Origin of the sequence: Exiguobacterium sp. FSL W8-0210 (assembly GCF_038006045.1) — a bacterium.
Classification (GTDB): domain Bacteria; phylum Bacillota; class Bacilli; order Exiguobacteriales; family Exiguobacteriaceae; genus Exiguobacterium_A.
The window spans coordinates 2,482,920-2,508,721 of sequence record NZ_JBBOUK010000001.1 but is presented as its reverse complement, the minus strand read 5'-3'; the positions used below and the strand labels follow the sequence as shown (position 1 = coordinate 2,508,721).

Genomic DNA, 25,802 nt, shown 5'->3' with positions numbered 1-25,802 from the left:
GAGATGACGATGGATCTTCGAGGACGACTCGTGCCTGTTGAATGGATAGACACACCACAAGTGACATACCGATTCAGACCAGCCGTGACATGGCGTTGCCAACGATGTGGCGCGCTTCCAGTGCGAGGGGACTGTACATGTGGTAAAGCCTGTTATTATTGTCGGAAATGTCTTGCTTACGGCAAACTGAGAAGCTGTGGACGACTCGTGACGGATCAGCGGGCACTTGATCCGGTGACACCGGCACAACATGGACCATTGACGTTGACGCCGGCGCAACTACGCGTTGCTCAAGCAATCCAACGAACGGTTCTAACTAACAAACGGCTTCTCGTTCATGCCGTGTGTGGTGCCGGGAAGACACCGATGCTTTTCCCGGGGATCGCAGACGCTCTCGCTAGCGGACGCCGTGTGCTTGTCGCGGCACCACGGGCAGACGTCGTCCGGGAATTGACGGGACATTTGAAGCGGGCATTCGCCAACGCTTCCATCGTCTCCTTGTATGGTGGTTCATCGGATCGTCTTGAACTGGGGGACATCACGGTCAGTACGACACATCAATTGATTCATTACCGGGATTGTTTCGACGTCGTCTTTTTGGATGAGGTCGATGCGTTTCCGTACCGGCTCGACCGGACGTTACATCGATACGTCAAGCGCGCGATGACGAAAGATGCCGCGCTGATTTTATTAAGTGCAACCCCTTCGTTTTGGCATCGACGGTTTCCGACGATTCGGCTGATGCGACGCTATCATGGCTATCCGTTACCGGTCCCAAAGCTTGTCGTACCGTATAGCGAACAAATCGTGTTCGATTGGTTGGCGCGTCATAGCGCTGTACCACGGCTCGTCTTCGTCTCACGAATCGCGGAGCTCGAGCGATGGCAAAACCGATTCGCGACAGCAGGCTATGACGTCGAGACCGTCCATGCCGCAGACTCGGAACGAGTCGAGAAGGTCCAGCGTTTTCGACAGTCGACAGGAATCTTACTGACGACAACGATTCTTGAGCGGGGTGTGACGATCGAAAACGTTCAAGTCGCGATTCTTGATGCTGATCAAGGGTTCAGTACGGCAGCCCTGATTCAAATCAGCGGACGAGTCGGACGATCGTCGGCATACCCGGATGGTGACATTTTATTTTGCGCCAATGACCGAAGTGATGCGATGTATGAAGCGATCCATCACATTAAAAAAGCGAATGCCGTGCAACCATGAATCGATGTTTATTCTGTCAAGAGGTCTATCTACCTAGTTGGGAACTCGGAAATCTCTGGACTAGGCAAGTGACCTGTCCGACCTGTAAAATAAAGTTTGTAAAAAGAGGGGAATGCGTCGATTGTGGAAAGCCGGGCTCGCCATGCTGTTCAGATTGTACGGCGTGGCGGCAACAAGGGCTGACGCTCCAGACGACACCTCTTTATTTATACAATGATGCAGCCAAGGAATTCATGCGTCGGTTCAAGTTTCTCGGAGATACTGCGTTGCTTGAGATGTTTACCGATGACTTGAAAAAGGTAAGAATCAAACAAGCTGTTCTTGTTCCGATACCGTTAAGCACCGAGCGTCTCGCAGACCGTCGTTTCAATCAAGCGGAGTTGATCGCACGCCAGATGCGTGGGAAAATCGCGCCGTATTTAAGTCGTTTGGAGGGTCCTGCCCAAAGTAAGGCAGGACGACAAGCTCGGCTTGCGCGAAGTAATCCGTTTTGCGTGACAAATGACGTCAAAGGGAAGAACATTGTGCTCGTCGATGACGTCTACACGACAGGTGTGACTCTTCGGCAAGCGATGTTTCGACTGAAGGAGGCAGGCGCAAAAGAAATTTCTGCTGTAACTTTATTTCGAAGTGTTTAAGAAAGCGACAATCCTGCCGATACTTTGTATGAGGTGAAAGAAATGGATGTCATCAATTGTAAATCTTGCGGAAAGTTAGTCGTGCGTCAATCTTCAGAACTGTGTATTGATTGCATACGAAAGGATCATACGGATTTTGAGAAGGTGCGCGAATTTCTGCGAGAACGACGAAAAATCCGGACTTCACCTAAAGATGTCGAGATCGGAACGGGTGTCAGTCGAGATACCGTCTTCCGTTACATCAAGGAAGGGCGCTTATTGATCTCCGAGATTTCCCAGATGGAAATCATGTGTGAGAATTGCGGGAAGCCCTCCCGTGAAGGCACGATTTGTGCCGCATGTCGTGATCGTTTACGACGTGACCTCGCCCAGGCGATGCTTGACTCTTCTGACTCTTCGAAACCAAGGACGTATCGGACTTGAACTAAGAATCTTGTAGTCTAGAAAGCAGGTGTTCACATGCGAATTGATTCTACGAAATGGGTGAACATGCCCAAAACGTACGAAAGAACTCAATCAGTAGAAGGAACAAAAAACCAACGCACGAACCGTCCGGACGAAGTCAGTATCTCAACAGAAGCGCGCGCGCGTTTTAATGAGACACAGACGTCACGGACTGAAAAGATTGAATCCCTCAAGCAGGCGATCCAGGATGGAACCTATAAACCGGACGCGAAAAAAATCGCGGAACGTTTCTTGAACCTGTAAGCGGAACATCGTAGAAAATGGAGGCGACTCGGGGCACGGATGCGCGGGTCGTTTTTTATATGAATGGAACCTTTTCAATTCGGAAGGAGAAACCGAATGCAACTCATCAATCAGCTTAACGAAGCGCATGCTCATTTACTTGCGCTCGCAGAAGAAAAGAAGCAAGTCTTGATTGCAAATGACATGCGTCGTTTGTCTGAAATCGTTAAAGAAGAACCCGTACATATCAAACGGATCGAAGGACTAGAACAAGAGCGGCTCGCACTGATGGGGAGCGTGACGATGACGGAATGGATCGCGACGCATCCGGAAGATGTCGACTCACTCCGAACGTTGTTGCAGACGATCGGTCAGTTGCGGCAGCTGAATGCACAGAACGCAGAGCTGCTCGAGCAATCGTTGCACTATTTGGATTGGCATCTCCAACTATTGATTCCAGAAGCGGACGACTTCACATACGGACAGTCCGCACTGAACCAGACACACTTCAATCGAAACGCGTAAGGAGGAATACGGATGGGATCGACTTTCATGGGGCTTGAGACAGGACGTCGGGCATTAACGACGAACCAGTGGGCTCTGCAATCGACTGGAAATAATATTGCGAACGCCGGAACGGAAGGATTCTCTCGCCAGCGTCTCGTCATGGGAACGACGGAACAACTTTCGATTTCACTTGGATCTGGACGAAATGGACAAGTCGGAACTGGGGTCCGCGGAGAAATGCTCGAGCGAATTCGAGACGTCATGCTTGATAAGCAGTACCGGGATGAAGTGACGAAGGTCTCTTATTACGGTACGAAACAAGCGGCATTCGGGCGGATGGAAGATATCATCAACGAACCGTCTGACACCGGTCTTGCAAAAGCATTCGATGGATTCTGGGAATCACTCCAGACCTTGTCGACGAATCCGCAAGATTCAGGTGCACGCAGTGTCGTTCGACAAAAGGCGGAGACTCTCACGCAGACCTTCAATTACATGGCAAAAGCGATCAATCAAGTCAAAACAGACTTAAAAAGTGAAATTGAGGTCTCGACGAAAAAAGTCAACGACCTCTTACAAAAAATTCATAACATCAATACGGAAATCCACGTTGTCGAGCCGCTTGGTGCTTTACCAAACGCACTCTACGATGAGCGAGATCGTTACTTCGATGAGCTTGCTCAATATGTCGATTTCGAAAAAGTGACAGTAGATGCTCAGGCGATCGAAACAGGACAAATGGGGAATGCGTTGCGTAATGCGGAAGGGCGCATTGACGTCAACATCAAGTTTCCGAACGGGGACAAGCTGCTTGCTGTCGACTCCGATTTACCGAAAGCGGGCACACTGACGTTCACGACGAACGAACAGGGACTGTACACCGGCTTTAAGTCTGAGACACAAACCTATACGTTTGATCAGCTTGGTGGCTTCTCAACAGGACGTTTATCAGGACTAATCGAGATGTACGGGCAAGAGCGAGACGGAAAAGCCGTCGGGGAATACGTCAAGATGGAAAGTCAACTCGATGAGATGGCAAAAACATTCGCTGATGCATTTAATGCTGTCCACGCAAAGAACTCGAAAAAAGACGGCACAAATGGCACAAATGCTTTCTTCACGTCAACGAGTGTAGAAATCACGGCAGCAACGATTTCCGTCGGTTCGGAGATCAAGGCGAGTCTTGATAACATTGCGACGTCAACGGACGGCAACATCGGGGATAGCCAAGGGGCGTTGAATCTAGCGAAGATGAAGACAGCGAGCATCACGTTCGTGAAGTCAAACACGACGACGACAATCGGTTCGTTCTATCAGAACGTCATCGGCGACATGGCAGTCTCGACCGATCAGGTCGGACGCCTGGGTAAGAGTGCTGCTGTCTTGATGGAAAGTGCGGATCAGCGCCGCATGTCGATGTCTGCCGTCTCGATCGATGAAGAGATGACGATGATGATTCAGTATCAACACGCTTATAATGCAGCAGCACGAAATATTACGACCGTCGATGAGATGCTTGATAAAATCATCAACGGTATGGGACTCGTAGGACGGTGATGAATAGATGAGAGTAACACAAACGATGTTGACGAAAACGAATATCGGGCACTTATCCTCAAGCTATCAGCGCTTGAGCACGCTTCAGGAACAATTGATCAGTGGGAAGAAGATTCAACGTCCGTCTGAGGATCCAGTCGTTGCGATGCAAGGCGTGCGTTACCGGACGGAAGTACGAGAAGTCGAACAGTTCAAGAAAAATGCCAGCGAAGCAACGGGCTGGATGGACTTGACGGATTCTGCCCTTAACGAAGTCACATCAGCGATGAGTCGGATTCGTGAGTTGACGACACAAGCGGCGACAGATACGTATGATGCAACACAACGTAAAGCGATCCAAAGCGAAGTCGGTCAATTGATTGAACACATCGGAACGCTCGCGAATACGAAATACAATGAAAAAGGCATCTTCAACGGAACGAAGACGGATACGGCATTCGTCTCGATGGACGGATTGCGTGATTACTTAGCGAGTACAACTGGTCCTGTTGACGGTGTCTTCACGGATGGGGATCCGACAGGTAAGGAGACGGAATCCATCAATTATGAAGTTTCTTCTGGTATCGAAGTCCAAGTTAACATTTCACCACTCAGCGTCTTTGGACCGGAAACGTTCCAAACGTTGAAAAAAGTCTATGATGCACTCGGTACGAACGCTGATAACAACGGGGCTACCTTATCCGGGATGTTGAAAGATATCGATGAGATGGTCAATGGAACGGTCGAGACACGTGCAGATCTCGGAGCACGGGTCAACCGGATGGATTTGAACACATCACGGCTCGAGGACCAAGAAATCATCGCGAAGACGGTCATGTCGGATAACGAAGACATCGAGGCAGAAAAAGTCATCATGGAGCTGAAGTCATACGAGACGTTACACCGCGCAGCACTCAGCGCCGGGGCACGAATCATTCAGCCGACATTACTCGATTTCCTACGATAAGGGGTGAAGGCAGATGAATCTTCCGCATCTTGAAATGCGTCAGACGGCAGCACGAATCGGGATGAACATCACGCGTCCGCAAATCGAGCAGAAGCAGACACCTGCCTCCCTGTCGATCGAACAACCACGTGGGGAACTATCGATTGAAACCGTCGCAGCGCGTCTTGAGATCGATTCGACGCAAGCCTGGATCGAGATGGGGCGTGTTCCTGCGCTCGAATCCGTTCGGCAGTATGCTACTTATGGACGACAAAAAGGGCAGGAAGCTGTCGCGAAACGAGCCTCTGAAGGCGATCAACTGATGCGGATCGAGCAGGGCGGTGGAACTGTCGCGCGGATTGCGAAAGCCAATGATACACCACCTGCTGAAGTGACGACTCTCGGATTCATTCCGCGGAGCCTCGATCGAGTCAAGACGACTTATACACCGGCTGAGGTACGATTAAGTTATACCGCGAATCGTCCGAAGATCGATGTCGAAACGCATCGACCGGAACTGACCGTAAAAGAAGGTCAGGTCGAGATTTACTTACAAGAACAAAATCAACTGAATATGTGGCCGGTTGGCGGCATATTCGATGGGGAAGGATAACGACATGCAGATCGAAACGGATTTTTTTGGAACCATTAAGATTGACGAGACGGAAATCATCACCTTCGCGTCTGAATTACCAGGTTTTCCGGAAGCAAAACGCTTCATCTTACTCCCGTTCGGAGAAGGCGTTCCGTTCTGGTCGTTTCAATCGATTGATCAGCCGGAGTGTGCCTTCGTCGTGACGAACCCGTTCTGGATTGATCCGGAATATGTCTTCGAGTTACCGGAGGCAGCAAAAGAGCAACTCGGAATCGAGGATACGGCGCAAGTCGCTGTCTACACGACGGTCACATTACGGGATCCGTTCACGACGTCGACGACGAACTTACGGGCACCCTTCGTCATGGAGACGAAACAACGACTTGCGAAACAAATCATCTTAGACGATACCTATACGAATCGTCATCTGATCGGCAGCCTGACGGAAGTAGGTGGTCGCTGATGCTCGTACTCAAACGAAAGACGGGAGAAGCGATTCAAATTGGTGACGACATTGAACTGACAATTCTTGCGATTGAAGGCGATCAAATCAAGCTCGGTATCAAGGCACCGCGACAGGTCGACATCCACCGGAAGGAAGTCTACTTGTCGATCCAAGAAGAGAACACGGAAGCCTCCCGTAGCACAGGGTTGATCGGACAACTCTTGAAACAACAGGAAAAATGATTCCATTTGAATGTCATCGGAACGTATTTTTCTTGTGAACGATACGCTTCAAACGAGGATGAAAAGACTCCCTTTGCCTGAATCTAGCGCAAAGGGAGTCTTTCTTATCATGAAACAAATGCTGAAACGCGTTGAATCGTGTATAGTAATGGAGAGAAAAGAAACCTTTTGAGCCAAAGAGGGAGTTGTCAGGAATGAATGAGACGAAGCAGCTGAAAAAAGACGCGAACCGAGTATTGAAAGCGACGAGTCGCACCTTCTATATCCCGATTAGTCGACTATCGCAAGACTTACAGGAAGCGGTCGGTGCTGCTTATTTATGCATGCGCGCCATCGATGAGATTGAAGATCATGAGGACTTGGCGACGGACGTCAAGACGATGTTGCTTCGGGAGACGGCATTGTTGATGCGGGGCACATTTTCCGCTACCGCCTATCTTGAGTTGATTGCGCCGTATACGGCACACCTACCAGAAGTGACCCTTCGTCTACCGGAGTGGATCGCCTATTGTCCGGCTGCGATTCGTCCGAAAGTGCTCGATTCGACGGCTGAGATGGCAGAGGGCATGGCGGTCTGGGCTGAGCGTGACTGGACGGTCGAGACGGAAGCGGATCTTGATGAGTACACATACTATGTCGCGGGACTTGTCGGTGTCATGCTATCCGATATCTGGTACTGGAAGGCTGGTATCGTCACCGATAAACAGCAAGCGATCGGATTCGGTCGTGGTTTGCAAGCCGTCAACATCCTTCGTAACCAACAGGAAGATGCGGAGCGTGGTGTCGGCTACTTCCCACCTGGTTGGACGACGGATACGATGTTCGCCTATGCGCGTGAGAACCTTGCAGAAGCCGATGCGTACCTTGCGTCCATTCCGAAGGAGACGACGATTTATGAATTCTGTCACATTCCACTTGCACTCGCACATGGAACGCTGGATGCCCTTGCAAAAGGGAAAGAAAAACTGAGTCGTCCGGAAGTCTTGAAGATCGTCGGCGCCGCCGTACTAAAACGATAAGCACAAACGAACAGCCGCCCGTTTCCGTCAAGGAAGCGGGCGGCTGTTTTTAACGTAATAGATAAAATGCGAGTCCAATCAAGGCAGAACCCGTCCAAATCAAAGCGTTCGTCCGTCCATAGGACAAACGATAGCCAGCGCGACGGGAGACGAGTAGTCCGATCGTCATCACCGTCAACGCGACGAACCAGGTCAAGAACACAGATAGCTGTTGCATGTGTCTCTCCTTCCATCAATGCAAGTCAGACAGATAGGTCAACACTTTATCTTCATACGCCTTCCGGTCATGCGCGTATGACTGGACGTGTCCGCCGTTTTCCGTCACGTAGAGTTCGGAGCGCGGAGCAGCTTTTTGGATTTTCATGCTTTCCGTGACGGGAATCGCATCATCATCCTTCCCGTGAATCAACAGAATCGGGTACTCGATGCGCCGGACCGCTTCGACTGGTTTGACTCGTTCTGGATTAAGACCTGTCAACGGTGGCGTGATCTCAAGGATGATCGGTGTGAACGGGAAGTTCGGTAACCCGCTCCAGACGGGCAGGTTCGTTGCGAGATAATTCTCTAAGTCGCTGAACGGGCTGTCGGCGATGACAGCGACGACATCCGCTTTCGGTGCCGTTACGAGTGATGTTGCTGCGCCCATCGAGATACCATAGAGGACGACCGGTTTTGAAGAACGTGACTTCGCGTAACGAACAGCTGTCAGTAGATCATCTTGTTCCTTGGCACCAACCGTAACGCGTTTCCCGTCCGATTCACCCGATCCTCGGAAATCGAACGTCAAGACGTTGTATCCGGCATCGTGAAACTTCTTAAATAGCGGGAAGACAGGAACATCATCTTGTTCCCGGTTCTTGCCATAGCCGTGGGCGAAGACGATCGTCAACTTCGCATCTTCGCTTGGCATCCACCAGCCAGACAAACGTGTCCGGTCTTTATAAGAACGGAAGGTGACATCTTCATAGTCAAGTCCTTCTGCTTTTTTGGGTGTCGTCGTCAAGCCTTCGCGTTCCGGTTGCGTCAACGATGATCCGACATAACCGGAGATCCCGATGACGACGATGACAGCGAGCGTCACGATGACGATTACGCCGCCGATGATTTTCTTACGATGTTTTTTCCACACCCGCGTTCCTTCCTTTCGTTCGGTTAATGGATATCTTTTTTCTTGAAGCGACCGCCATGGACATCATGGATGTTGCCGATCGCGATAAAGGCTTGTTCATCGAAGTCACGAACGATGTCCTTCAGTTTAGATTCTTCGAGCCGGCTGATGACACAAAAAATGACTTTTTTGCCGTCACCGGTAAAGGCACCTTCCCCGTTTAAGTACGTCATGCTTCGACCAAGTCGGTCCATGATCGCAAGACCGATCTCTTCGTAATTCTCCGAAATGATCCAGACACTCTTCGATTGATCGAGTCCGTCGATGACGACGTCAATCGTCTTGAAGGCGACGAAATAGGTGATCAACGAGTACATCGCTCGGTCCCAACCGAAAACGAATCCAGCAGCACCGAGAATGAAGACGTTGAAGAACATGACGATCTCACCGACTGAAAACGGTGTCGAGCGGCTGAAAGAGACAGCAAGAATCTCAGTTCCGTCGAGTGATCCACTCGAACGGATGACGATCCCGACGCCGATTCCGAGAATTAAGCCACCGAAAACGGTCGCGAGCAGATCAACACTCGTCAATGGACCGATGTGTTCGAGGAGTTTCGTTGCGATTGCCATGACGAAGATCGCATATAACGTCGACAGGGCAAACGTCTTTCCAATCTGCTTATAGCCGAAAAAGATGAACGGGGTGTTCAAGAAGAACAGCCACAAAGCGAGCGTCGTATCCGTCACCTTTGAGCCGATAATCGAGATTCCGACGATCCCGCCATCGATGATGTTATTGGGAACAAGGAATCCTTTCAGTCCAAGTGCGAAGATGATGGCACCGATCGTCAGCATCAACAATCGTCGAAAAAGCTGACCTTTCGTAGAGCGACGATGATGTTTCGTAGGTAGTGGTGATTGCATGCCATTCCTCCTTTCTATAGTAAAACGCTTTAGGATTACTATAACAAAAAAGCACGAAGACGTGTGTGAACGTCTTCGTGGAGAGGTCAAGGGCGATAACGTAACGACTGGAAGAAACGCATGATCTGTTCTGCTTCTATCGGATTCGTATATTCACCGATGTATTGATGATCTTGTTGTCCGGTGATCGTCACTGTGCAGGAGACGAGTTGAACGCCTTCACTCAAGCGAATCTCAAACGTTGCATCTGACAACGGTAACGGTGTCTTCGTTGAAAAATAGAGTGCCCGTGTGCTCGTCTGATGGGCTTCGATGTCTGAAAAGGGCAGTTCGAACGACTGGGTATGATGTGTCAGCATGCGAATTTTCCCGAAGACGGAGAAGCGGGGAACGGTATCGCTCGACAAGGAACAGGCTTCGATTGGATACAAGATCTCGCGCAGGAGGAACGATTCCATGACGTCCGCTGGGACCGGGCGACTGAACAAGTAGCCTTGGATACTCGGACAATTGAGCGTCCGGAACGTATCGAGCTGACGGAGTGTCTCGATGCCTTCTGCGACGACGGTCAGATTGAACTCACCTGCAATGTAGAGGATACTTTTGACGATCGCTTGGGCTTTGGCGTCATCCGTGATGTGGGTCGCGAACTGCCGATCGATCTTGATGACATCGATCGGATACCGTTGCAGATAGACCATCGAGGAGTAGCCTTTCCCGAAGTCGTCGAGCGCAATCCGAACACCAATCCGACTGACATATTCGAGCGTCCGACTCGTCATCGGGTCATCCATGATCAAGGCGGCTTCCGTGATTTCGAGTTCAAGTAATTCGGGCGCTAACTGATACGTCGACAGCATTCGCTCGATATGGTGTTCGAAACCGGGGATCAAGAACCGTTTTGGTGAGACATTGACGGAAATCGGAACAAGCTGTGCCCCGGTCGTCTTCCAATGTCGCATCGAACGACACGCTGTCTCGACGACCCAGTCCCCGATCGCGACATGTAAGGCACTCTCTTCGGCAAGCGGAATGAAGTCGTTCGGTGGAATCCGTCCCCATTCCGGATGTTTCCAGCGAATCAGTGCTTCTAAACCGACAATCTTTCCCGTCCAGCTGTCGACCTTTGGCTGATATTCGAGAAACAGTTGATTACGTTCGATCGCGTAATGTAAGTCCTGCTCGAGCCGGTAGCGCCGGTAATAATCGATATCGAGATTCGATGCGTAGTGGTGTATCGTACTGTGATTTTCACGACGCGATCGTCGTAAGGCGGTATAGGAATGCTTTAACAATTCGACGGCGTCTGTACTGTCTTCCGGATAGCGACTGACCCCGACGGAAATACGAGCGAACAAGGCGTATGGTTCAATCGAAATCGGTGTTTCCGATAGATCGAGTAGTGCCTCGGCGCATGCCGTCACGTCCTGTTTATCGCTTGTCGGTACGAGCAGGGCATACTCATCACCACCAAGATGTCCGAGAAACGTCCCATCTGACTTTGTTTGTTGTAATAAGGCAGCCGTTCCTTGTAGCCACTGATCACCGGAACCGTGTCCGAAGGCGTTGTTGATCTCAGCGATCCGGTTGAAGGAGACAGTGAGGACGAAGAACGATTGATTCTTTTCTTGCCACGCGTCAATCGTCTCGATGAGTGCTTGCCGATTCGGCAGATGTGTCACGGCGTCACGTAAAGCGAGCTGCCGCAATTGTTCCTCGTATGCTTTTTGAAGCGTGATATCATGCATGATGCTATTCGTATAGGCAATCGTACCGTCCAGTTGGAAGACGGGGATCTGTTGGTCCTCAATCCATTTGACGCGACCATCCGGGAAGTGAAGGCGGTACTGGATCATATCAGCCTGACCGTCCACCAATCGTCCGATGAATTGTTTCATTGCAGCATGATCGCGCGCGTCTAGTCGTTCGTACAACCACTCGCGACTAAGGATTAAATTCTCTGGCAATTCTTCGAAGATATGCAGAAATCCTTGCGAATGAAACAGGATTCGTCCCGAGAACAAGTCGATTTGTGAGATCGCGGCATTGACGGCTTCGTAGATTTCACGTGCCTGTGCCCGTTCCGTGACGAGTTGACGCCGCGCCTCGTCGACTTCTGATAAGTCATAGAGGACGACCGACAGATGATCCGGATGATGCGGACGGTGAAAGGCCTTCAAGCGTAACAGTTGATAGTTATCGTCAGCCGTCAGCAGGGAGACTTCCATTTCAAAACGTTCTTTTTCACCCGCAATCAAACGTTCCATCTCGAACCGGAGCGGATCGAAGTCACGTGGATGAATCCGACTGAATAACTGTTCTTGATCAAGCGTCGTCGCGTCGACTTCTGAAAGACCTAAAAAATGAAACAAAGCGGGAGAAAACTCGATCGTTTGCGTGTTGACGTCGAAGTGGAAAACGACGAGTTCTGGAATCTGTTCCGTCAGTTCAAGTTGAGAGCGAATCGACGAGACATCTTCTTCGAGTTGTTTCTCATGTGTGATATCGCGGGCGATCCCGTAAACGCCGATGACTTGTCCGTCTTGTTCGATCGGCATGTTCGTAATTTTTAACGTAACCCGGTGTTGATCGGCATGGAGTCCTTGTGCCGTATAATGAACGGTCTCACCATGTAGCGCACGATTGAAAAAGGATGTCACCGCTTCGACTTGATCAGGTGGATTGAAGACAGCAAAGTGCTCATAGAGCGTCTCAGCGGAATAGCCGAGCATGTCCTGTAACTGTTCGTTGAAATAAATGATTGTTCCAGAGGAATCAAATAAAAAAATTGCATCTGTTTGTTGTTGAAAGAAGGCTTCCGCCGTTTCCGGACGGGATACTTCAAGTCCACCGATATAGAGTGGGGCTGTGTCGGATTGACGAATCTGATTCATCGCTTCATGAAAAGCCATCCACGTCACCTCTTTACGATACTAACGTTCTCTCTACTAGTATCGGGTGTAGGAAATGGAAATTGCAACATTCGTTCAAGGAATAGACTTATTTTTCAAAAAAGTGAACCAGTATATGAAATTCATGATTAAAAGACAATTGTCCTAACGTGAACAAAAAAAGCCGAAGCTCTGATGAAAGAGCCTCGGTCTAATCTTTAAATCGCTAAATCGACGGATGTAGCACTCGCATTCGGATCCGCATCCGGTCCTTGATCCGGTGCGCCCGGCATGTCACCATCCGGACCAGGTCCGTGTTCTCGACCATGACCATCGCGCTCTGGTCCTTTTTTCAAATCAGCGTAGCTTGAAACCGCATCCGCTCGTGACTGGATGTGTTCCTTGATCTGTTTCGCTTGTTTTTCTGTCAGCTTGCCATCTTTGACTTGTTGATCAATCGCAGCGTTTTGCGCTGTTAGGACAGCTTTCTCGAAATCCGCGTAAGCAATCTTGTTCGCTTCCGCAAATTCAGGCAATGATTGATCCGCTGCTTTGAATTTCGCTTCATCGAGTCCAAGTGCTTTTAGAATCGCTGATGTCGCGTCACCGAAGACACCACCTGGTCCATGGTCACCGCGCTTATCGTGTTCGCGATCCGGAAGATCATCATAGCTCTTCGCGTCCTTGTATTCCTCTGTCAGACGAGACTTGATTTCTGTTGCTTGTTTTTTCGTCATCTTCCCGTCTTTGACGAGTTGATTGAGTTCACTCGTCTGAGCTGCAAGCAACGCTTTTTTGTAGTCAGCGAACTTAATCGATTGTGCCTTCGCATAAGCAGCGAGCGATTGATTCGCTGCATCGAATTTCGACTGACTCAGTCCGAGTGCTTTCAGGACGTCAGCAATCAACGATTCGTTGAAGAAACCAGGTCCACCGTGGCGACCGATCGGCATCTTGTCTTTGAGTTCATCGTAGCTCTTGACGCCACTGAAGCGTTCCGTTTGACGCTTCAACATGTCGTCTGCTTGCGTTTGCGTTAAGTCGCCTGATTTGACGAGACTTGCGAGTTGTTCTTTCGCTGCTGCGAGTTCTGCCTTCTTGTAATCAGCGAACGAGATGCCTTTTGCTTTTGCGAGATCAGCGATCGATTGTCCTTTCTCACGGGCAGCATCTGCCTCGGCTTGTGTCAGGTTCAATTTTTTCAAGAGTAACGTCATGTCGTGCTTTTTCATACCTTCGAAGTGGTGCCCGTGTTTCGCTTGTTTTGTTGTGCTCGAGTCGTCGTTCGTCGCAGCGTATGCTGATGCGCCTCCGACGGTTAATGCGCTAATTGTCAATGCAGTGATCCATTGTTTTTTGAATGTCATGGGATGATCACTCCTTTCACCTTTTATGGTAGAGGGTGACGAAAGAGAAGTTGTGAGGAAGTTGCAAAGAAACTGCGAAGAAAGGCAAATGTAGGCAAAAAGGCGCTACACTAAGAGTGGAGGGATGACCATGAACGTACTATTGATTGAAGATGAACAAAAATTAGCGCAGGTGACGGCACGCTTCCTCCGGCATCATGCGTATGAGGTGACGATTGCCGGTTCATTAGCGGAGGCGAAGCAGTGCCTGACGAGGGCGTTTGATGCCGTTTTGATCGACGTCCGCTTACCGGATGGTGACGGTTGGTCACTCGTGCCAAGTATCAAATCACAAGTCCAGCCACCGGTCGTCTTCATGATGACGTCGCGTGGGGAAGCCGATGACCGTGTCTTCGGACTCGAACTCGGTGCCGATGACTATCTCGTCAAACCAGTCGTCCTGAAGGAGTTGACGATCCGGCTTGAACGGGCACTAAAAGTCCGTCCGGTCGCACGCCATGCGTTCGGTGACTTGACGATCGATGAGAAGGGACGCCAAGTCAAGTTGGGAGAACAGGCAGTCAGTCTCGCAAAGATGGAATTCGAACTGTTGCTCTACTTCATCGGACATCTCGATGAGGCACTGAGCCGGGATCAGATTCTTGACGACGTTTGGGGTTACGCATTCGGTGGCGATACCCGGACGGTTGACACGCACGTCAAACAATTGCGGGATAAGCTACCCGTCATTAAACAACAATTGAAGACGGTGCACCGGGTCGGCTATCGATTGGAGGCGATTGAATGAAACGACGTCCCTTGATGCGTAAGTTCTTATACGCTGTCGTCGGTCCGCTGTTCGTGATGGGCGTCCTCAGTTTCGTCTTGACGGCGTTCCTCGTCAATCGGTTCGCGGAAGGCGAACGGTACGATCAACTCGCGCGGGAAGCGAACATCATCAAACAAGCGCTTGAAGCTGACACGCCGATTCCACGTGACATTCAAGGTTTTTTGACGACGGATGGATTAACGCAACGGATCGGTGCGCGTGGACCAGCGGGACGGTTACCACTTTTAGATGGGCTGAAGAAAAAAGACGTCATCGAAGTGCAAGACGAACGGTTGCTGACATATCAGCTGACCGTTGATGGAACGCGCATCACGACGGTCCGACAAGCACCACTGGCGAGTAGTGCGCTGAGTGGTGTTTATCTCGCGATCGGACTTGCGTTACTCGTGACGCTGTTACTCGCATCATTACTTGCTTACTATATGGGACGACACTTGACACGACCGATCGTCACGCTTCGTTCCGTTGCCCAAAAGATTGGTGCTGGCGAAACGGACGTCGTCCTGCCAGCCCGACCGAAGGATGAAGTCGGGGAGTTGATTGACGCCGTCGATGAGATGCAGACACAACTCAAACAAAAGGATCATCTGCAAAAGACGTTCATCGCCGGTATCACCCATGACTTGCGGACGCCGCTCGCAATCATTCGAAACGAGACCGAGGCGCTCGCGGCAGGTGTCATTCCCGTCGCCGAACTGCCCGACGTGACGACGAGCATCATCGAGGAGACGGATCGACTCGGTCATCTGATTGACGAGACGTTACTTTATTCGAAGCTTGCCGGTGGACGGATGCCGCTTGAAAAGACGGATGTGGCACTCGATGAACTCGTGCTTGGGACAGTTGAACGTCTGCGTGGAACGTTCATACAGGCAGGACTGACGCTGGCGATGGAGCTGCAACCGGTGAGGCAATCCCTTGATCCACGGATGTTCGAACGTGTCCTGATCAATTTCTTGATGAACGCCCGCTTTGCCTCACCCGTCGGTGGAACGGTCACCGTTCGTTTAACGCATGACGAATTGACGGTCGAGGATGAAGGAATGGGTGTCCGAACAGAAGACCGGGCGACGATCTGGGACGTCTACGTCAAACAAGAAGGCAGTGCCGGGCATGGACTCGGTCTTGCGATCAGTCGGATGATTCTCGATAGTCATCAATTCGACTATGGTGTTCGCGACCGAAGTGGTGGGGGAGCGGTGTTCTACGTTCGATTTTGATGGGATAGAATGGTAGGGGATTCTGACGAACGATTCCGTCATCCTTGCTTTCCACAGGCGGGAGTAAGCCGCGGCATCTTGCACTCCGTACCATCTGCCGGGTCTTACTAGTCCCTGACGAAAGTGCTATTGGCACTTTCTTTTCCTGTAGGAGTCGCGGATGAGCTACTTCGTTCTGAAATAGGGACACGAAAAAGGAGAACAGTTTCCGTATCACACAGAAACTGTTCTCCTATTAATGTTGGTAGAAGTTAAAGATCATTCGCCTTCGTTCGCATGAACGAGACTTGGTTTGACGAGAGTATAGAACTCATCGCTCATCCCGACACGGCTGCCCATCTGGCAAGCGAGTTCGAGTGTTTCCTTATAGAAGTTCGCGACGAGATCGTGATTCTTGATGTGCTCATCTTGCATCGCCTTTTTAACCCCGAGGACGACCTTGTCGATTTGCTCATCAGCATCATTACGGACCGGCACGACGTTTTCTGGAAGATCGACTTCCTTATCGTGTCCGTTGAAGCGGAACGAGGCACCAAATCCAAGGTGCTCGAGGAAGAAGTGCGGTAATAGTTTACTTGCGAAGAACTGATGCCATTCCGTCTCTTTCATCGCTTCCATGTCACGCTTGAATGACGTCGTTGCGAGTGCGTAACGATCGTGTGTATCCTTCATGAACTTCTCGAGGATCGGAACCTGCATTGCAAACGCATTCTTGAGCAAGTTATCGAGCTGTTCTTGCGTTAATTGTTCTTGTTCAGTCATCGCTTTAACCCCATTTCGTTTCGTTATCCCTATCGTAAGAAATTTAGACAATTCCGTCAAATCTTTTTCGAGAATAGAGTTTACCTATTTCACAAAAGGGAATCCATTACTATCAATCATTTTAGGGGGAGTCAGCATGAAACGAATCGCAATGACAGGAGTCTTACTCGGAGCATGTCTGACTCCGGTGACGGGTTTTGCTGCAAGCAACGTGACGTATAGTAAAGGGGTCGTCGAAAATAAGACGTTCGGCTATACCGTCAAGACGACGGACGTGTTAAAAAAGGCGATCCAACAAGATAAAGTCGAGCTCGTTAAGAACAAGACGGTTAAATCGAAATACGGTGTCGTCACGCGGAGCGGCACGTTCGCGTTGTACTATAAAGTTAAGGGAGCGGATCAGCTGCTCGTTAACTTGAACTACGAGCCGAAGAAGCTCTCGAAAAAACAGTTCGACCGTGAAATCGGATATGGTACATATCTCGGGACGAAAGGTAGTAAAACGTATTACTACGTCTTACCGACGGAAGCCGTCAAAGGTGCTGTCGGCAAAAAAGCGATCGAGAACTTGATCGTCAAGGACGTCCCGCAGATGATGAAGACATTCAAACTGCAATGAGCACTAGCTTTTGCTAGTGCTTCTTTTGTTCGTTCGGTATAGTTGAAAATGAGGTGAATGAATATGGAATGGAACGTCACAGACGTCAAACAAACAACAGATGTATTACAACTCGAAAAATGTGTCAACGATCACGATGGCATTGAATTAAAAGTCGCAGCCGATTGGGTCGGCGAGAACGATTTCGCAATCTATGATGGCGAGCAATTAATTGGATATTTACAAGCCTTCGCGTACTTACCGACGGAGTGGGAATTGAACGTCTTCGTTGATCCGGATTACCGGAAACAAGGTGTTTTCACGGCACTCGTTGAAGCAGCACGGGCGCGGGCAACGGAAGCAGGCGTTGAAGCATTCACGTTCGTTATTGACGATGCGAGTGAGTCCGGTCAAGCTGTCCTCGAAGGGTTAGGTGCTGAGTACCGGATGACCGAGTACAACATGATCTTGAAAAAGGCGCAGTTATTCTTGAAAGCCGATCCGGATTTTGAATTACGCGAAGCGACAGCAGACGACCGTCCGTTCATCGTTGAGACGCTCGGCAAATCGTTCGGGAACACGGACGAAGAAGCAGAGTCGATCTATCAAGCGATCGAATCCGATGACCGGATTACGTTCATCGGTGTCGCAAGCGGCAAACCGGTCGGTGTCATCCGTGCCTATCTCGCTTCCGATACACAAGCGAGCATCCATGCGTTCGCGGTTCGTCCGGAAGCCCAAGGTAATGGTTACGGGAAGAAGATGCTGAAGCTGATGGTTCAAGCATTGTTCCGGACAGGTCGGACACAACTTGAGCTCGACGTCGAGACGGATAACGACCGGGCACTTGATCTTTATAAAGAGGCAGGATTCGTCGTCCATCGTGGCTATCAGTTCCACGTGTTGGCGGTTTAAAATAATGAGCGATTGACGGATATTCCAGTGCATGCTGGATGCTCAAGGTGCTCCACTCCTACAGGAAAAAGCGCAGTTGCGCTGTCAGAGACAAACAAGATCCGGCTCTTCGCTTGAAGCGAAAGAGTCGCGGCTTGTGTCTCGCCTGAGGAAAGGGAGCAAGACTTGAGTACATTCGCCGATCGTTTTTTATTTGTTATTTTACAAACTAAACAAAAACGTTGGAACCTTTTCTGCAATCCGTCGTATACTAGACATATGGAAAAAAAGAGGAGGCGACGTCATGGAGAGTCGACAGGATTCATTGCGGACGTTGAAGTGGGTATCAGGTGGAATGGAAGCGGTGCTCGGGATTCCGCTTTTAGGTGGTTCAATCGTCATTTTCTCAGGTTACAATGCCCTGTGGTTAATGCTCGCGTTTCACATCGTTGTCGTTGTATTGACGGCACGTGCCGGGAATGTCTCAAAAGGGAACATCGTCGGGATTGTCGCATCAACAGTCGGTGTCATTCCCGTCGTCGGGATGTTCTTGCACATGGCAGCAGCGATCACAATCTTACTTGACGCAGCATTCAGCAATCGAATCGTTACACGAACACATGTCAAGCACGTCGAACCGATTCAACCACGACCGGTCCGTCGGGAACAAGAAAAACAAGAAGACCATCCGTTCTGAGTTTTTTTCGTTGACAGCGAAAAACAAGCCGTGTAAAGTAAACAACAAGTTAAGCCATATCAATTACATCGACGACGCGGAGTAAGTAACGTCAACACTGCCGACCAAGCGAGTCAGGAATGGTGAGAGTCTGACACGGTAAGCTGAACGAGAATGGACCGCTGAGAGCCTGTTGAACCTTCGAGTAGACAGGACGGTTGCCCCCGTTACCGGGCTAGCTGGTTGTTGGACCAGCGACAAGTGGAGACGATTTTTCGTCTCAATCAGAGGTGGCACCGCGCGGATAAAGGCGTCCTCTATGCATTAGCTGTTAGCTATGCGTAGAGGGCGCCTTTTGTTGTACGTCAAATGCCGAATCATCCAACGCTCATCACATTTCTCAGGAGGCACTACACATGAAAAAGACATTGATCGCAGCGGCGAGCACGGCAGTTTTACTCGTAGGATGTGCAACGACAGAACCAGCAGAGGATAAAAAAGCAGATAAGAAGGTCTTGCATACGATGGAGAGTTACGACCTTCTGTCGGTTGACCCAGCAGATGCCATCACGTCAAACATCTTCAATCAAATCTACGAAGGACTCTATCGCTTCGACGCGAACAACGAACTCGTTCCGGCGGCAGCGAAATCACATAGCGTCTCAGAAGACGGAAAAGTCTATACGTTCAAGCTTGATCCGAATGCGAAATGGTCTGACGGAAAGCCCGTCACAGCAGAGAACTTCCGTTATGCATTCGAGCGCGTCATCAAAACGAACTCACCATTCGCTTATTTGCTCGAGCCAGTCGAAAAAACGACAGCGGTCGACGATGAGACGCTCCGGATCGAATTGAAACGTCCGACGCCATACTTCCTCAGCATGACGACGTTCGGCACGTATATGCCAGTCCGGGAAGATATCGTCAAAGCTGAAGGCGACCAGTTCGGAACGGATCCAAAGACGAACGTTTACAACGGACCGTTCACATTCAAGAAATATCAAGCCGAACAAGGCTATACACTCGCGAAAAACGCTGAGTACGCAGACCGAAAAAACGTCAAGATCGACGAAGTCGACGTCAAAATCATCAAGGATCCGATGCTTGCGATCAACCTATTCGAGTCCGGTGAACTCGATGTCGCACCACTCAACTCGGAGAACGTCGTGACGTACAAGGATCAAAAAGACTACAACACGTTCAGCGATTCGCGGATGTTCTTCATACGGATGAACGAAAAAACAGATGCCTTGAAAGATAAAGAAACACGCCAAGCGATTGATGCAGCATATGATAAAAAAGCGATGACGGAAACGTTGCTCGGAAACGGATCACTCCCTGCGGATTACATCGTACCGAAAGAACTTGATCCGAAGTACGATAGTGCGCGTCAAATCGAATCGTCGTACGATGCAACAGCGGCAAACAAAGTGTTGGCCAAGCAAAACCTTGAGCTGACGATGTTGATCGAAGATGACGACGTCTCGAAAAAAATCGGGGAGTATATCCAAGGCGCATTGAAGAAACAAAACGTCGACGTGAAACTGTTATCACTTCCGAAGAAAGAACGTCTCGCCCGTGAAGGACGAGGGGACTACGACCTGTCACTCGCGAGCTGGGCTCCGGACTATCAGGATGCAACGACATACCTGAACTTGTTCACGACGGGTAACCCGTTCAACATGATGGACTACTCGAACAAAAAGTATGACCGTCTCTTGAAACAGGCTGAAAGTGAACTCGATCAAGACAAACGCCTTGCCTTACTCAGTAAAGCAGAAAGCCTGTTGCTCGACGATCAAGCGATCTCACCGGTCTACCAACGGAAGAATGCTTTCCTGCAAAACACGGAAGTCAAGAACCTCGCCCGTCATAATGTCGGAACGGATATCTCATATAAGTATGTAGAGATCGAGCGGAAATAAGAAAGAGAGTGATGGACGATTTGGTCTATCACTCTTTTTGATGTATTTTGTCATATCGCTGGGAATCGTTTTTGAAAATCGGGTCAACTGACTTAAAACGGTTACAAAAGAAACCGATAGAGAGGACGGTGAAAGAAGATACAGGAAAGGGAGTTTCGGTTATGCGTAAATTACGAAGCAACTTGAAGGTACGGTTATTCTTTTGGGTCTTAGCCATCTCAGTCATCACGAGTGGTATCTCAGCTCAGCTCGTGCTCTATCTCCATCGTGGACTTGATGTCACGGATACGAACGCAATCTGGATTGGAGCAGGGATTGGCTTATTGTTATCGTTGATTGGAACGTCGTTGACGCAGTTGATTCTACGTCAACCGATCAAAGCGATCGAAAAAGCAACAGAAACGGCACGCGAAGTCGCAAACGGCAACTTCAACGTCGATTTTGAGGAAGCGAAGCGCGGGGATGAAGTCGACCAATTGATGCACGAACTCGAAGTCATGGTCTTACATATCCGCAAACAGGCGACACAGATGGGAAGCTCAAGCGATAAGCTGACAGCGTCCGCGCAAGAAATCGCAGCAGCAGTCCAAGAAGGCAATGCGTCGGGTGAAAGTATCCGTTCAGCGATGGCAGAGCTATCAGCGAAGATGAACGAGAACGTCGATCAAGCGTACCTATCGATGGATGCCCTCGGTGCCGTCAAACGGACGATGGATGAAGTCGCGAAAGAAATGAATGAAGCGTTGAAATCGGCGACGGTCATGCAGACGGAAGCCCAGAACGGGAAGACACTCGCAACCGATTCTGTTGAAGCAATGCATATGATTTCGAAGAAGATGGAACAGTCGGCGACACTCAATGGTCGTCTGACGGATATGACAGGCGAAATCTCGCGGATCACCGATGTCATCAGTGATATTTCAGCACAGACGAACTTGCTTAGTTTGAATGCATCGATTGAAGCGGCACGCGCAGGAGAGGCAGGTCGTGGCTTTGCGGTCGTCGCAGCAGAAGTTAAAAAACTCGCGGAACAGACGGCGACATCCGCGAAAGAAATCACCGATTTGATTTCTGGCGTCAAGCGTCTCGTCAACGATACAGCGAATGCGATGACCGATGTTCAGAGTGAAGTCGCGACAGGTGTCGGACTCGTTGAGCAGGCAGGTTCGTCATTCGAAGAGATTCACCATTCGACAGAGAATGTTTATTCACGCGTGAAATCGGTTGACCAGCTCGTCGTTAAATCAGATCAAGAGATTGATCAGGTCGGTTTAACGACAGCGAATATCCTCGCAATGGTCGAGGAAGCATCGAAGCACGCTGAGCAAGTTTTACAAGCGTCTAGTCATCAAGCGGCATCGCTTGGTGAAGTCAATGGAGCAATGGAAGAGCTTGTAGCCGTAGCAGAACAATTACAGGAAGAGACGGGTGCGACGCGTCTTTAAACTATGAGGAAATCGTACGTCCGACATGGATATACGATTTTTTTTTGCATTTTTTTGAAGAAAGTTGTTAAACATTTCGAGTGGACGACGATATATAGGGTGGAAGCAGTCATCGACTAATTCTACCGTGTCACCCTTGGGCCGGCCAGGGGGCACATCTCGGAGAAGACGGATCTTCGAAGAGACAAAAAACTTATCCTATGGAGGGAAATTACAATGATTATCAATCACAACGTAACAGCACTCAACACGCACAACAAATTGTCTGCAGCTACTGCAGCACAAAGTAAGTCAATGGAGAAACTGGCTTCAGGTCTTCGTATCAACAAAGCAGGAGACGATGCAGCTGGTCTTGCGATCTCTGAAAAAATGCGTGCTCAAGTTCGTGGACTGGATCAAGCTTCACGAAATTCACAAGACGGTATCTCATTGATTCAAACAGCTGAGGGTGCGTTGAACGAGACACATGACATTCTTCAACGGATGCGCGAATTAGGAACACAGTCAGCAAACGATACAAATACAACTACTGACCGTTCTGAAATTCAAAAAGAAATCAATCAGTTGACTTCTGAAATCAACCGCATTGGTAACACTACAGAGTTTAATACAAAAAAATTATTAAACGGAGATGTTAAAGGAAATAGTGGAGTAGGTGCAGCAAATGCTTCAGCTACATTTGATTTTGGAATTTCAGCTAACAACACTGGATCTACTACATTAACAATTGGTGGTTCTGACTATACAATTAACTTTGAGGCTGACGCAAACTACACTGCAAACTCAACTACTTTTAATGCGGGAGCAAAAACAATTACCGTTAAAACTGGTAATGGTACTGGAGCAGGGATTGCACCAACAGCTACGCAACTTACAAATGACTTAGTTAAGGCTTTTAACGACATGCGAGGATCAGATCCTACTTTGTCAACTAAAGACTTTACTTTCACTAACGATGCAAATAAATTAAAAATAACTGCTAACTCTACAGGTGCTTTCGCGGGAACTTCTGGTAAAGATAGCATCGAATTTAAGTCGGGTCGCGCAGCCACAATTAGTGATGTTGTTGAAGGTTCTAGCGGAACTGGTGGAGCAGCGCGTTTGCAAATTGGAGCTAATAATGGACAAGCATTTGTTATTTCAGTTAATGATATGCGAGCAGCTTCATTAGGATTATCAGGTACTGCTGGTGCAGTTGCAAACGGTGTTAGCGATGTGGAGAACAGCACAAATGCAACAGTCGGTGCTAGCTTTACAACAGCTAATAGTGTTTCGAACGGTACTACAGATTCGTTAAGTGAGGCGGCACTAGATGTATCTACTCACGATAAAGCAACGAAAGCAATCGAAGTTATTGATAATGCTATTAAAAACGTTTCAGCAGAACGTTCAAAACTAGGTGGATTCCAAAACCGTCTAGAGCATACAATCAACAACCTCAAAACATCTTCTGAAAACCTAACAGCGGCTGAATCTCGCGTTCGTGACGTTGATATGGCAAAAGAAATGATGAACCAAACAAAGAACTCGATTCTTGCACAAGCTGCACAAGCAATGTTGGCTCAATCGAATCAAACACCGCAGGGCGTTCTTCAACTCCTCCGATGATTGATACTACCGGGCGTCTAATCTGGTAACGGATTAGATCATGACTGGGTGAATTGCTGGAACTCCTGAGAGCCTTGATGTACGACAACGTGGCTGGAAACGGTGAGCGTGATCGTTCTGAAAAACATTAAGGATTGGACAATCAGCAGCCAAGCACCTGTAGGGAAACCTTGGTGAAGGTTCAACGACTAGGATAGACGACCTAATGGACTTGTCCGATGGTTATGAAATCCGTACTCCGTAAACGGCGGGGGAAGTGCCCAGCTCCTAGTAAATCTAGGATGAAGATATAGTCTTATCATTAGCGAAAGCTAATGCGCGTAGCAAGCGAACCAACAGCCGCAAGGCGTTCTCCAATTACTCCGTTAATCGTAATTGGCACATATCGATTGTTCAGGTCACGGACTCGTTCCGTGACCTTTTTTGATGGCATTAAGTTTGGCGTAAATTGACCACGTCGACCGATTTAAGCGTTTTGCGATTTCTGATACAGGAACTTGATTAGATACATCATTCATCAATTGTTCCATTTCTGATGCACTGAAGTACCGATTCGGCTTTGTACTTAAGACATGGACATGTGGGTAATTCTGTTGTATTTGCTTCATTCGAATATCCCAATTGAGTTTATACGAAAAGTCAGGTAACTCATTTATATAGGGTGTCAAATAATCAAGAAACTGCATCGTATCTTCAAAAAGGGTTGTTCGCAAGAAATATCCGGAACCATTCGACGTTTTCGCTACTCTAAAATGGAGTCGGAAATTATGATTTAACCATTCACAAAAAAGTGTTAGTGACTGTTTCGAGAAGGACTGAAGATAAAGTGCGATTGTAGGAGAAACGATCAGTTGTTGTTTGGATGTAAAGCGCTTTGAGACAATAAGTGAACCGTCGTCAAGATAGAGAGTCAATAAGAAAAGTGGGTGATTACACGAGGGAAGTAAGGCGATAGGAACATCTTTTTGATCAAATGGATAAAAGTAAGGATAAAGTTCCGTAAATAAAGGAAGTGAGCGTGACACTAAGTTGTTTTGACGAATATATAACAAACCAGGAAGTTGCTGTCTCTTCCATTCCCGATAAAAACGCTGTGACTCTCCAAAGTGTTCACGATAGCTGTTGTTCTTTCGCCTAGAACCTGGATAACACTTTGTTATTTCTCCATCTCCGAGAATACTAGCTAATAAAATAGCTTGTTGTGAAGCTGATAGCTTGTTTAGCAATAGCATTAATGTTCCTCCTTTTTATAGAAACATATGTTCCTTATACCCGAAAATCAAGTTCCTTAAATTAATACTTATAAAATAGCTGATTTAGCCGATATACTACATAGAGAAGAAAAAGGAGTGACCGACTATGAATTCCATCAATACGGAAATTCGCCTTCATCTACCTTCGAACGTCCTACCGTACGAAGCGACACGGAATGTGTTTGTGGAAGCGAATCAGGAAGCGCTAGCAGAAGAAGGAGTCGTTGTCCTACCGACACCGCAACACATTACGAAACTTGAGACAGCGATGGAACAAGCGAATATCAAGCTAGAACTGCAACGGACAGGACTTAAATTCGTCAAGCATGAAAAATTAAACGAATATTACATTCAAGTTGTTGATACGAATAATAACGTCGTCCAGGAAATTCCGAGTAAAAAAGAACTCGATTTCTTTGCGGCATTCATGGAATTTAATCAATTAATCGATAAACGGATTTAACAGA

Annotated in this window: 27 protein-coding genes and 1 other annotated feature; of the genes, 20 read left to right on the top strand and 7 right to left on the bottom strand. The window is 48.7% G+C overall.

Annotation, left to right across the window (positions count from 1 at the left end):
• Positions 1 to 9: 9 nt before the first annotated feature.
• From MKY22_RS13120 to MKY22_RS13070, 11 genes are all read left to right on the top strand, one after another.
• A complete protein-coding gene (locus tag MKY22_RS13120) occupies positions 10 to 1,218 on the top strand; it encodes a helicase-related protein (protein ID WP_341089071.1) in 1,209 nt (402 codons plus the stop codon).
• A 233-nt stretch (positions 1,219 to 1,451) separates the two neighbouring features.
• Positions 1,452 to 1,856, top strand: coding sequence for a ComF family protein (locus tag MKY22_RS13115; RefSeq protein ID WP_341089070.1), 405 nt, complete (start codon positions 1,452 to 1,454; stop codon positions 1,854 to 1,856).
• A gap of 144 nt (positions 1,857 to 2,000) precedes the next feature.
• Entirely contained in the window at positions 2,001 to 2,279 is a 279-nt protein-coding gene (locus tag MKY22_RS13110; protein WP_155960182.1) for a hypothetical protein, read from the top strand.
• 36 nt (positions 2,280 to 2,315) lie between these two features.
• Positions 2,316 to 2,564: a flagellar biosynthesis anti-sigma factor FlgM gene (gene flgM, locus MKY22_RS13105; protein WP_035410118.1), complete on the top strand. Its 249-nt coding sequence runs from the start codon at positions 2,316 to 2,318 to the stop codon at positions 2,562 to 2,564.
• A 96-nt stretch (positions 2,565 to 2,660) separates the two neighbouring features.
• Positions 2,661 to 3,068: a flagellar protein FlgN gene (locus MKY22_RS13100; protein ID WP_341089067.1), complete on the top strand. Its 408-nt coding sequence runs from the start codon at positions 2,661 to 2,663 to the stop codon at positions 3,066 to 3,068.
• Positions 3,069 to 3,080: 12 nt separating this feature from the next.
• On the top strand, positions 3,081 to 4,607 hold the full coding sequence (flgK, locus tag MKY22_RS13095; protein ID WP_341089065.1) for a flagellar hook-associated protein FlgK: 1,527 nt from the start codon (positions 3,081 to 3,083) through the stop codon (positions 4,605 to 4,607).
• Positions 4,608 to 4,614: 7 nt separating this feature from the next.
• Positions 4,615 to 5,553, top strand: a complete 939-nt coding sequence (gene flgL / locus MKY22_RS13090; protein ID WP_029342530.1) for a flagellar hook-associated protein FlgL — start codon at positions 4,615 to 4,617, stop codon at positions 5,551 to 5,553.
• A 13-nt stretch (positions 5,554 to 5,566) separates the two neighbouring features.
• Positions 5,567 to 6,145: a DUF6470 family protein gene (locus MKY22_RS13085; RefSeq protein WP_341089062.1), complete on the top strand. Its 579-nt coding sequence runs from the start codon at positions 5,567 to 5,569 to the stop codon at positions 6,143 to 6,145.
• A gap of 4 nt (positions 6,146 to 6,149) precedes the next feature.
• Positions 6,150 to 6,590: a flagellar assembly protein FliW gene (fliW, locus tag MKY22_RS13080; protein ID WP_341089061.1), complete on the top strand. Its 441-nt coding sequence runs from the start codon at positions 6,150 to 6,152 to the stop codon at positions 6,588 to 6,590.
• Complete coding sequence (gene csrA / locus MKY22_RS13075) at positions 6,590 to 6,814, top strand: carbon storage regulator CsrA (protein ID WP_035410102.1); 225 nt, start codon at positions 6,590 to 6,592, stop codon at positions 6,812 to 6,814. Before fliW ends, csrA begins: the two co-directional genes overlap by 1 nt.
• Positions 6,815 to 7,008: 194 nt before the next feature.
• Positions 7,009 to 7,833, top strand: coding sequence for a squalene/phytoene synthase family protein (locus tag MKY22_RS13070; protein WP_035410098.1), 825 nt, complete (start codon positions 7,009 to 7,011; stop codon positions 7,831 to 7,833).
• A 49-nt stretch (positions 7,834 to 7,882) separates the two neighbouring features.
• Here MKY22_RS13070 and MKY22_RS13065 read toward each other — a convergent pair whose 3' ends face one another.
• From MKY22_RS13065 to MKY22_RS13045, 5 genes are all read right to left on the bottom strand, one after another.
• On the bottom strand, positions 7,883 to 8,050 hold the full coding sequence (locus MKY22_RS13065; RefSeq protein ID WP_341089058.1) for a hypothetical protein: 168 nt from the start codon (positions 8,048 to 8,050) through the stop codon (positions 7,883 to 7,885).
• A 15-nt stretch (positions 8,051 to 8,065) separates the two neighbouring features.
• A complete protein-coding gene (locus tag MKY22_RS13060; RefSeq protein ID WP_341089056.1) occupies positions 8,066 to 8,962 on the bottom strand; it encodes an alpha/beta hydrolase in 897 nt (298 codons plus the stop codon).
• A gap of 23 nt (positions 8,963 to 8,985) precedes the next feature.
• Positions 8,986 to 9,867, bottom strand: a complete 882-nt coding sequence (locus MKY22_RS13055) for a YitT family protein (RefSeq protein ID WP_341089054.1) — start codon at positions 9,865 to 9,867, stop codon at positions 8,986 to 8,988.
• 86 nt (positions 9,868 to 9,953) lie between these two features.
• Positions 9,954 to 12,779 carry a sensor domain-containing protein gene (locus tag MKY22_RS13050; RefSeq protein ID WP_341089052.1) on the bottom strand — a complete coding sequence of 942 codons (2,826 nt, stop codon included), beginning with the start codon at positions 12,777 to 12,779 and terminating at the stop codon, positions 9,954 to 9,956.
• A 197-nt stretch (positions 12,780 to 12,976) separates the two neighbouring features.
• Entirely contained in the window at positions 12,977 to 14,125 is a 1,149-nt protein-coding gene (locus MKY22_RS13045) for a hypothetical protein (protein ID WP_341089050.1), read from the bottom strand.
• Positions 14,126 to 14,255: 130 nt separating this feature from the next.
• Here MKY22_RS13045 and MKY22_RS13040 point away from each other — a divergent pair, with 130 nt between their 5' ends.
• Together MKY22_RS13040 and MKY22_RS13035 are read left to right on the top strand one after the other, a co-directional pair.
• Positions 14,256 to 14,912: a response regulator transcription factor gene (locus MKY22_RS13040; RefSeq protein WP_341089048.1), complete on the top strand. Its 657-nt coding sequence runs from the start codon at positions 14,256 to 14,258 to the stop codon at positions 14,910 to 14,912.
• A complete protein-coding gene (locus tag MKY22_RS13035; protein WP_214727719.1) occupies positions 14,909 to 16,174 on the top strand; it encodes a HAMP domain-containing sensor histidine kinase in 1,266 nt (421 codons plus the stop codon). Before MKY22_RS13040 ends, MKY22_RS13035 begins: the two co-directional genes overlap by 4 nt.
• A 258-nt stretch (positions 16,175 to 16,432) precedes the next feature.
• Here MKY22_RS13035 and MKY22_RS13030 read toward each other — a convergent pair whose 3' ends face one another.
• The gene (locus tag MKY22_RS13030; RefSeq protein WP_023469278.1) at positions 16,433 to 16,936 is read right to left on the bottom strand and encodes a hypothetical protein; all 504 of its coding nucleotides are present in this window, start codon (positions 16,934 to 16,936) and stop codon (positions 16,433 to 16,435) included.
• Between the two features lie 136 nt (positions 16,937 to 17,072).
• Between MKY22_RS13030 and MKY22_RS13025 the strand changes: the two genes are divergently transcribed.
• From MKY22_RS13025 to MKY22_RS13000, 6 genes are all read left to right on the top strand, one after another.
• Positions 17,073 to 17,555 (top strand): hypothetical protein, encoded by a 483-nt coding sequence (locus MKY22_RS13025; RefSeq protein WP_214727721.1) that lies wholly within the window; start codon positions 17,073 to 17,075, stop codon positions 17,553 to 17,555.
• Between the two features lie 63 nt (positions 17,556 to 17,618).
• Positions 17,619 to 18,449, top strand: a complete 831-nt coding sequence (locus MKY22_RS13020) for a GNAT family N-acetyltransferase (RefSeq protein ID WP_050678726.1) — start codon at positions 17,619 to 17,621, stop codon at positions 18,447 to 18,449.
• Positions 18,450 to 18,732: 283 nt separating this feature from the next.
• Entirely contained in the window at positions 18,733 to 19,125 is a 393-nt protein-coding gene (locus MKY22_RS13015) for a hypothetical protein (protein ID WP_341089037.1), read from the top strand.
• A gap of 62 nt (positions 19,126 to 19,187) precedes the next feature.
• Positions 19,188 to 19,425, top strand: a binding site (T-box leader).
• 95 nt (positions 19,426 to 19,520) lie between these two features.
• Entirely contained in the window at positions 19,521 to 21,029 is a 1,509-nt protein-coding gene (locus MKY22_RS13010; RefSeq protein ID WP_341089035.1) for a peptide ABC transporter substrate-binding protein, read from the top strand.
• A 161-nt stretch (positions 21,030 to 21,190) separates the two neighbouring features.
• A complete protein-coding gene (locus MKY22_RS13005; protein WP_341089034.1) occupies positions 21,191 to 22,474 on the top strand; it encodes a methyl-accepting chemotaxis protein in 1,284 nt (427 codons plus the stop codon).
• 216 nt (positions 22,475 to 22,690) lie between these two features.
• Positions 22,691 to 24,082 carry a flagellin N-terminal helical domain-containing protein gene (locus tag MKY22_RS13000; RefSeq protein ID WP_341089032.1) on the top strand — a complete coding sequence of 464 codons (1,392 nt, stop codon included), beginning with the start codon at positions 22,691 to 22,693 and terminating at the stop codon, positions 24,080 to 24,082.
• 398 nt (positions 24,083 to 24,480) lie between these two features.
• On the opposite strand, the gene MKY22_RS12995 is transcribed toward MKY22_RS13000, so the two are convergent.
• On the bottom strand, positions 24,481 to 25,314 hold the full coding sequence (locus MKY22_RS12995; RefSeq protein ID WP_341089031.1) for an endonuclease: 834 nt from the start codon (positions 25,312 to 25,314) through the stop codon (positions 24,481 to 24,483).
• A gap of 127 nt (positions 25,315 to 25,441) precedes the next feature.
• Between MKY22_RS12995 and MKY22_RS12990 the strand changes: the two genes are divergently transcribed.
• Complete coding sequence (locus tag MKY22_RS12990; RefSeq protein WP_341089030.1) at positions 25,442 to 25,798, top strand: flagellar protein FlaG; 357 nt, start codon at positions 25,442 to 25,444, stop codon at positions 25,796 to 25,798.
• Positions 25,799 to 25,802: the final 4 nt, after the last annotated feature.

Coding starts and splice junctions, on each gene's coding strand:
- MKY22_RS13100 (WP_341089067.1), top strand. CDS start 2,661: ATGCAACTCATCAATCAGCTTAACGAAGCGCATGCTCATTTACTTGCG.
- MKY22_RS13045 (WP_341089050.1), bottom strand. CDS start 14,125: ATGACATTCAAAAAACAATGGATCACTGCATTGACAATTAGCGCATTA.
- MKY22_RS12995 (WP_341089031.1), bottom strand. CDS start 25,314: ATGCTATTGCTAAACAAGCTATCAGCTTCACAACAAGCTATTTTATTA.
- flgL (WP_029342530.1), top strand. CDS start 4,615: ATGAGAGTAACACAAACGATGTTGACGAAAACGAATATCGGGCACTTA.
- flgK (WP_341089065.1), top strand. CDS start 3,081: ATGGGATCGACTTTCATGGGGCTTGAGACAGGACGTCGGGCATTAACG.
- MKY22_RS12990 (WP_341089030.1), top strand. CDS start 25,442: ATGAATTCCATCAATACGGAAATTCGCCTTCATCTACCTTCGAACGTC.
- MKY22_RS13115 (WP_341089070.1), top strand. CDS start 1,452: ATGCGTCGGTTCAAGTTTCTCGGAGATACTGCGTTGCTTGAGATGTTT.
- MKY22_RS13025 (WP_214727721.1), top strand. CDS start 17,073: ATGAAACGAATCGCAATGACAGGAGTCTTACTCGGAGCATGTCTGACT.
- MKY22_RS13085 (WP_341089062.1), top strand. CDS start 5,567: ATGAATCTTCCGCATCTTGAAATGCGTCAGACGGCAGCACGAATCGGG.
- MKY22_RS13010 (WP_341089035.1), top strand. CDS start 19,521: ATGAAAAAGACATTGATCGCAGCGGCGAGCACGGCAGTTTTACTCGTA.
- MKY22_RS13015 (WP_341089037.1), top strand. CDS start 18,733: ATGGAGAGTCGACAGGATTCATTGCGGACGTTGAAGTGGGTATCAGGT.
- fliW (WP_341089061.1), top strand. CDS start 6,150: ATGCAGATCGAAACGGATTTTTTTGGAACCATTAAGATTGACGAGACG.
- MKY22_RS13030 (WP_023469278.1), bottom strand. CDS start 16,936: ATGACTGAACAAGAACAATTAACGCAAGAACAGCTCGATAACTTGCTC.
- MKY22_RS13035 (WP_214727719.1), top strand. CDS start 14,909: ATGAAACGACGTCCCTTGATGCGTAAGTTCTTATACGCTGTCGTCGGT.
- MKY22_RS13065 (WP_341089058.1), bottom strand. CDS start 8,050: ATGCAACAGCTATCTGTGTTCTTGACCTGGTTCGTCGCGTTGACGGTG.
- flgM (WP_035410118.1), top strand. CDS start 2,316: ATGCGAATTGATTCTACGAAATGGGTGAACATGCCCAAAACGTACGAA.
- csrA (WP_035410102.1), top strand. CDS start 6,590: ATGCTCGTACTCAAACGAAAGACGGGAGAAGCGATTCAAATTGGTGAC.
- MKY22_RS13005 (WP_341089034.1), top strand. CDS start 21,191: ATGCGTAAATTACGAAGCAACTTGAAGGTACGGTTATTCTTTTGGGTC.
- MKY22_RS13120 (WP_341089071.1), top strand. CDS start 10: ATGGATCTTCGAGGACGACTCGTGCCTGTTGAATGGATAGACACACCA.
- MKY22_RS13020 (WP_050678726.1), top strand. CDS start 17,619: ATGGAATGGAACGTCACAGACGTCAAACAAACAACAGATGTATTACAA.
- MKY22_RS13070 (WP_035410098.1), top strand. CDS start 7,009: ATGAATGAGACGAAGCAGCTGAAAAAAGACGCGAACCGAGTATTGAAA.
- MKY22_RS13040 (WP_341089048.1), top strand. CDS start 14,256: ATGAACGTACTATTGATTGAAGATGAACAAAAATTAGCGCAGGTGACG.
- MKY22_RS13050 (WP_341089052.1), bottom strand. CDS start 12,779: ATGGCTTTTCATGAAGCGATGAATCAGATTCGTCAATCCGACACAGCC.
- MKY22_RS13000 (WP_341089032.1), top strand. CDS start 22,691: ATGATTATCAATCACAACGTAACAGCACTCAACACGCACAACAAATTG.
- MKY22_RS13055 (WP_341089054.1), bottom strand. CDS start 9,867: ATGCAATCACCACTACCTACGAAACATCATCGTCGCTCTACGAAAGGT.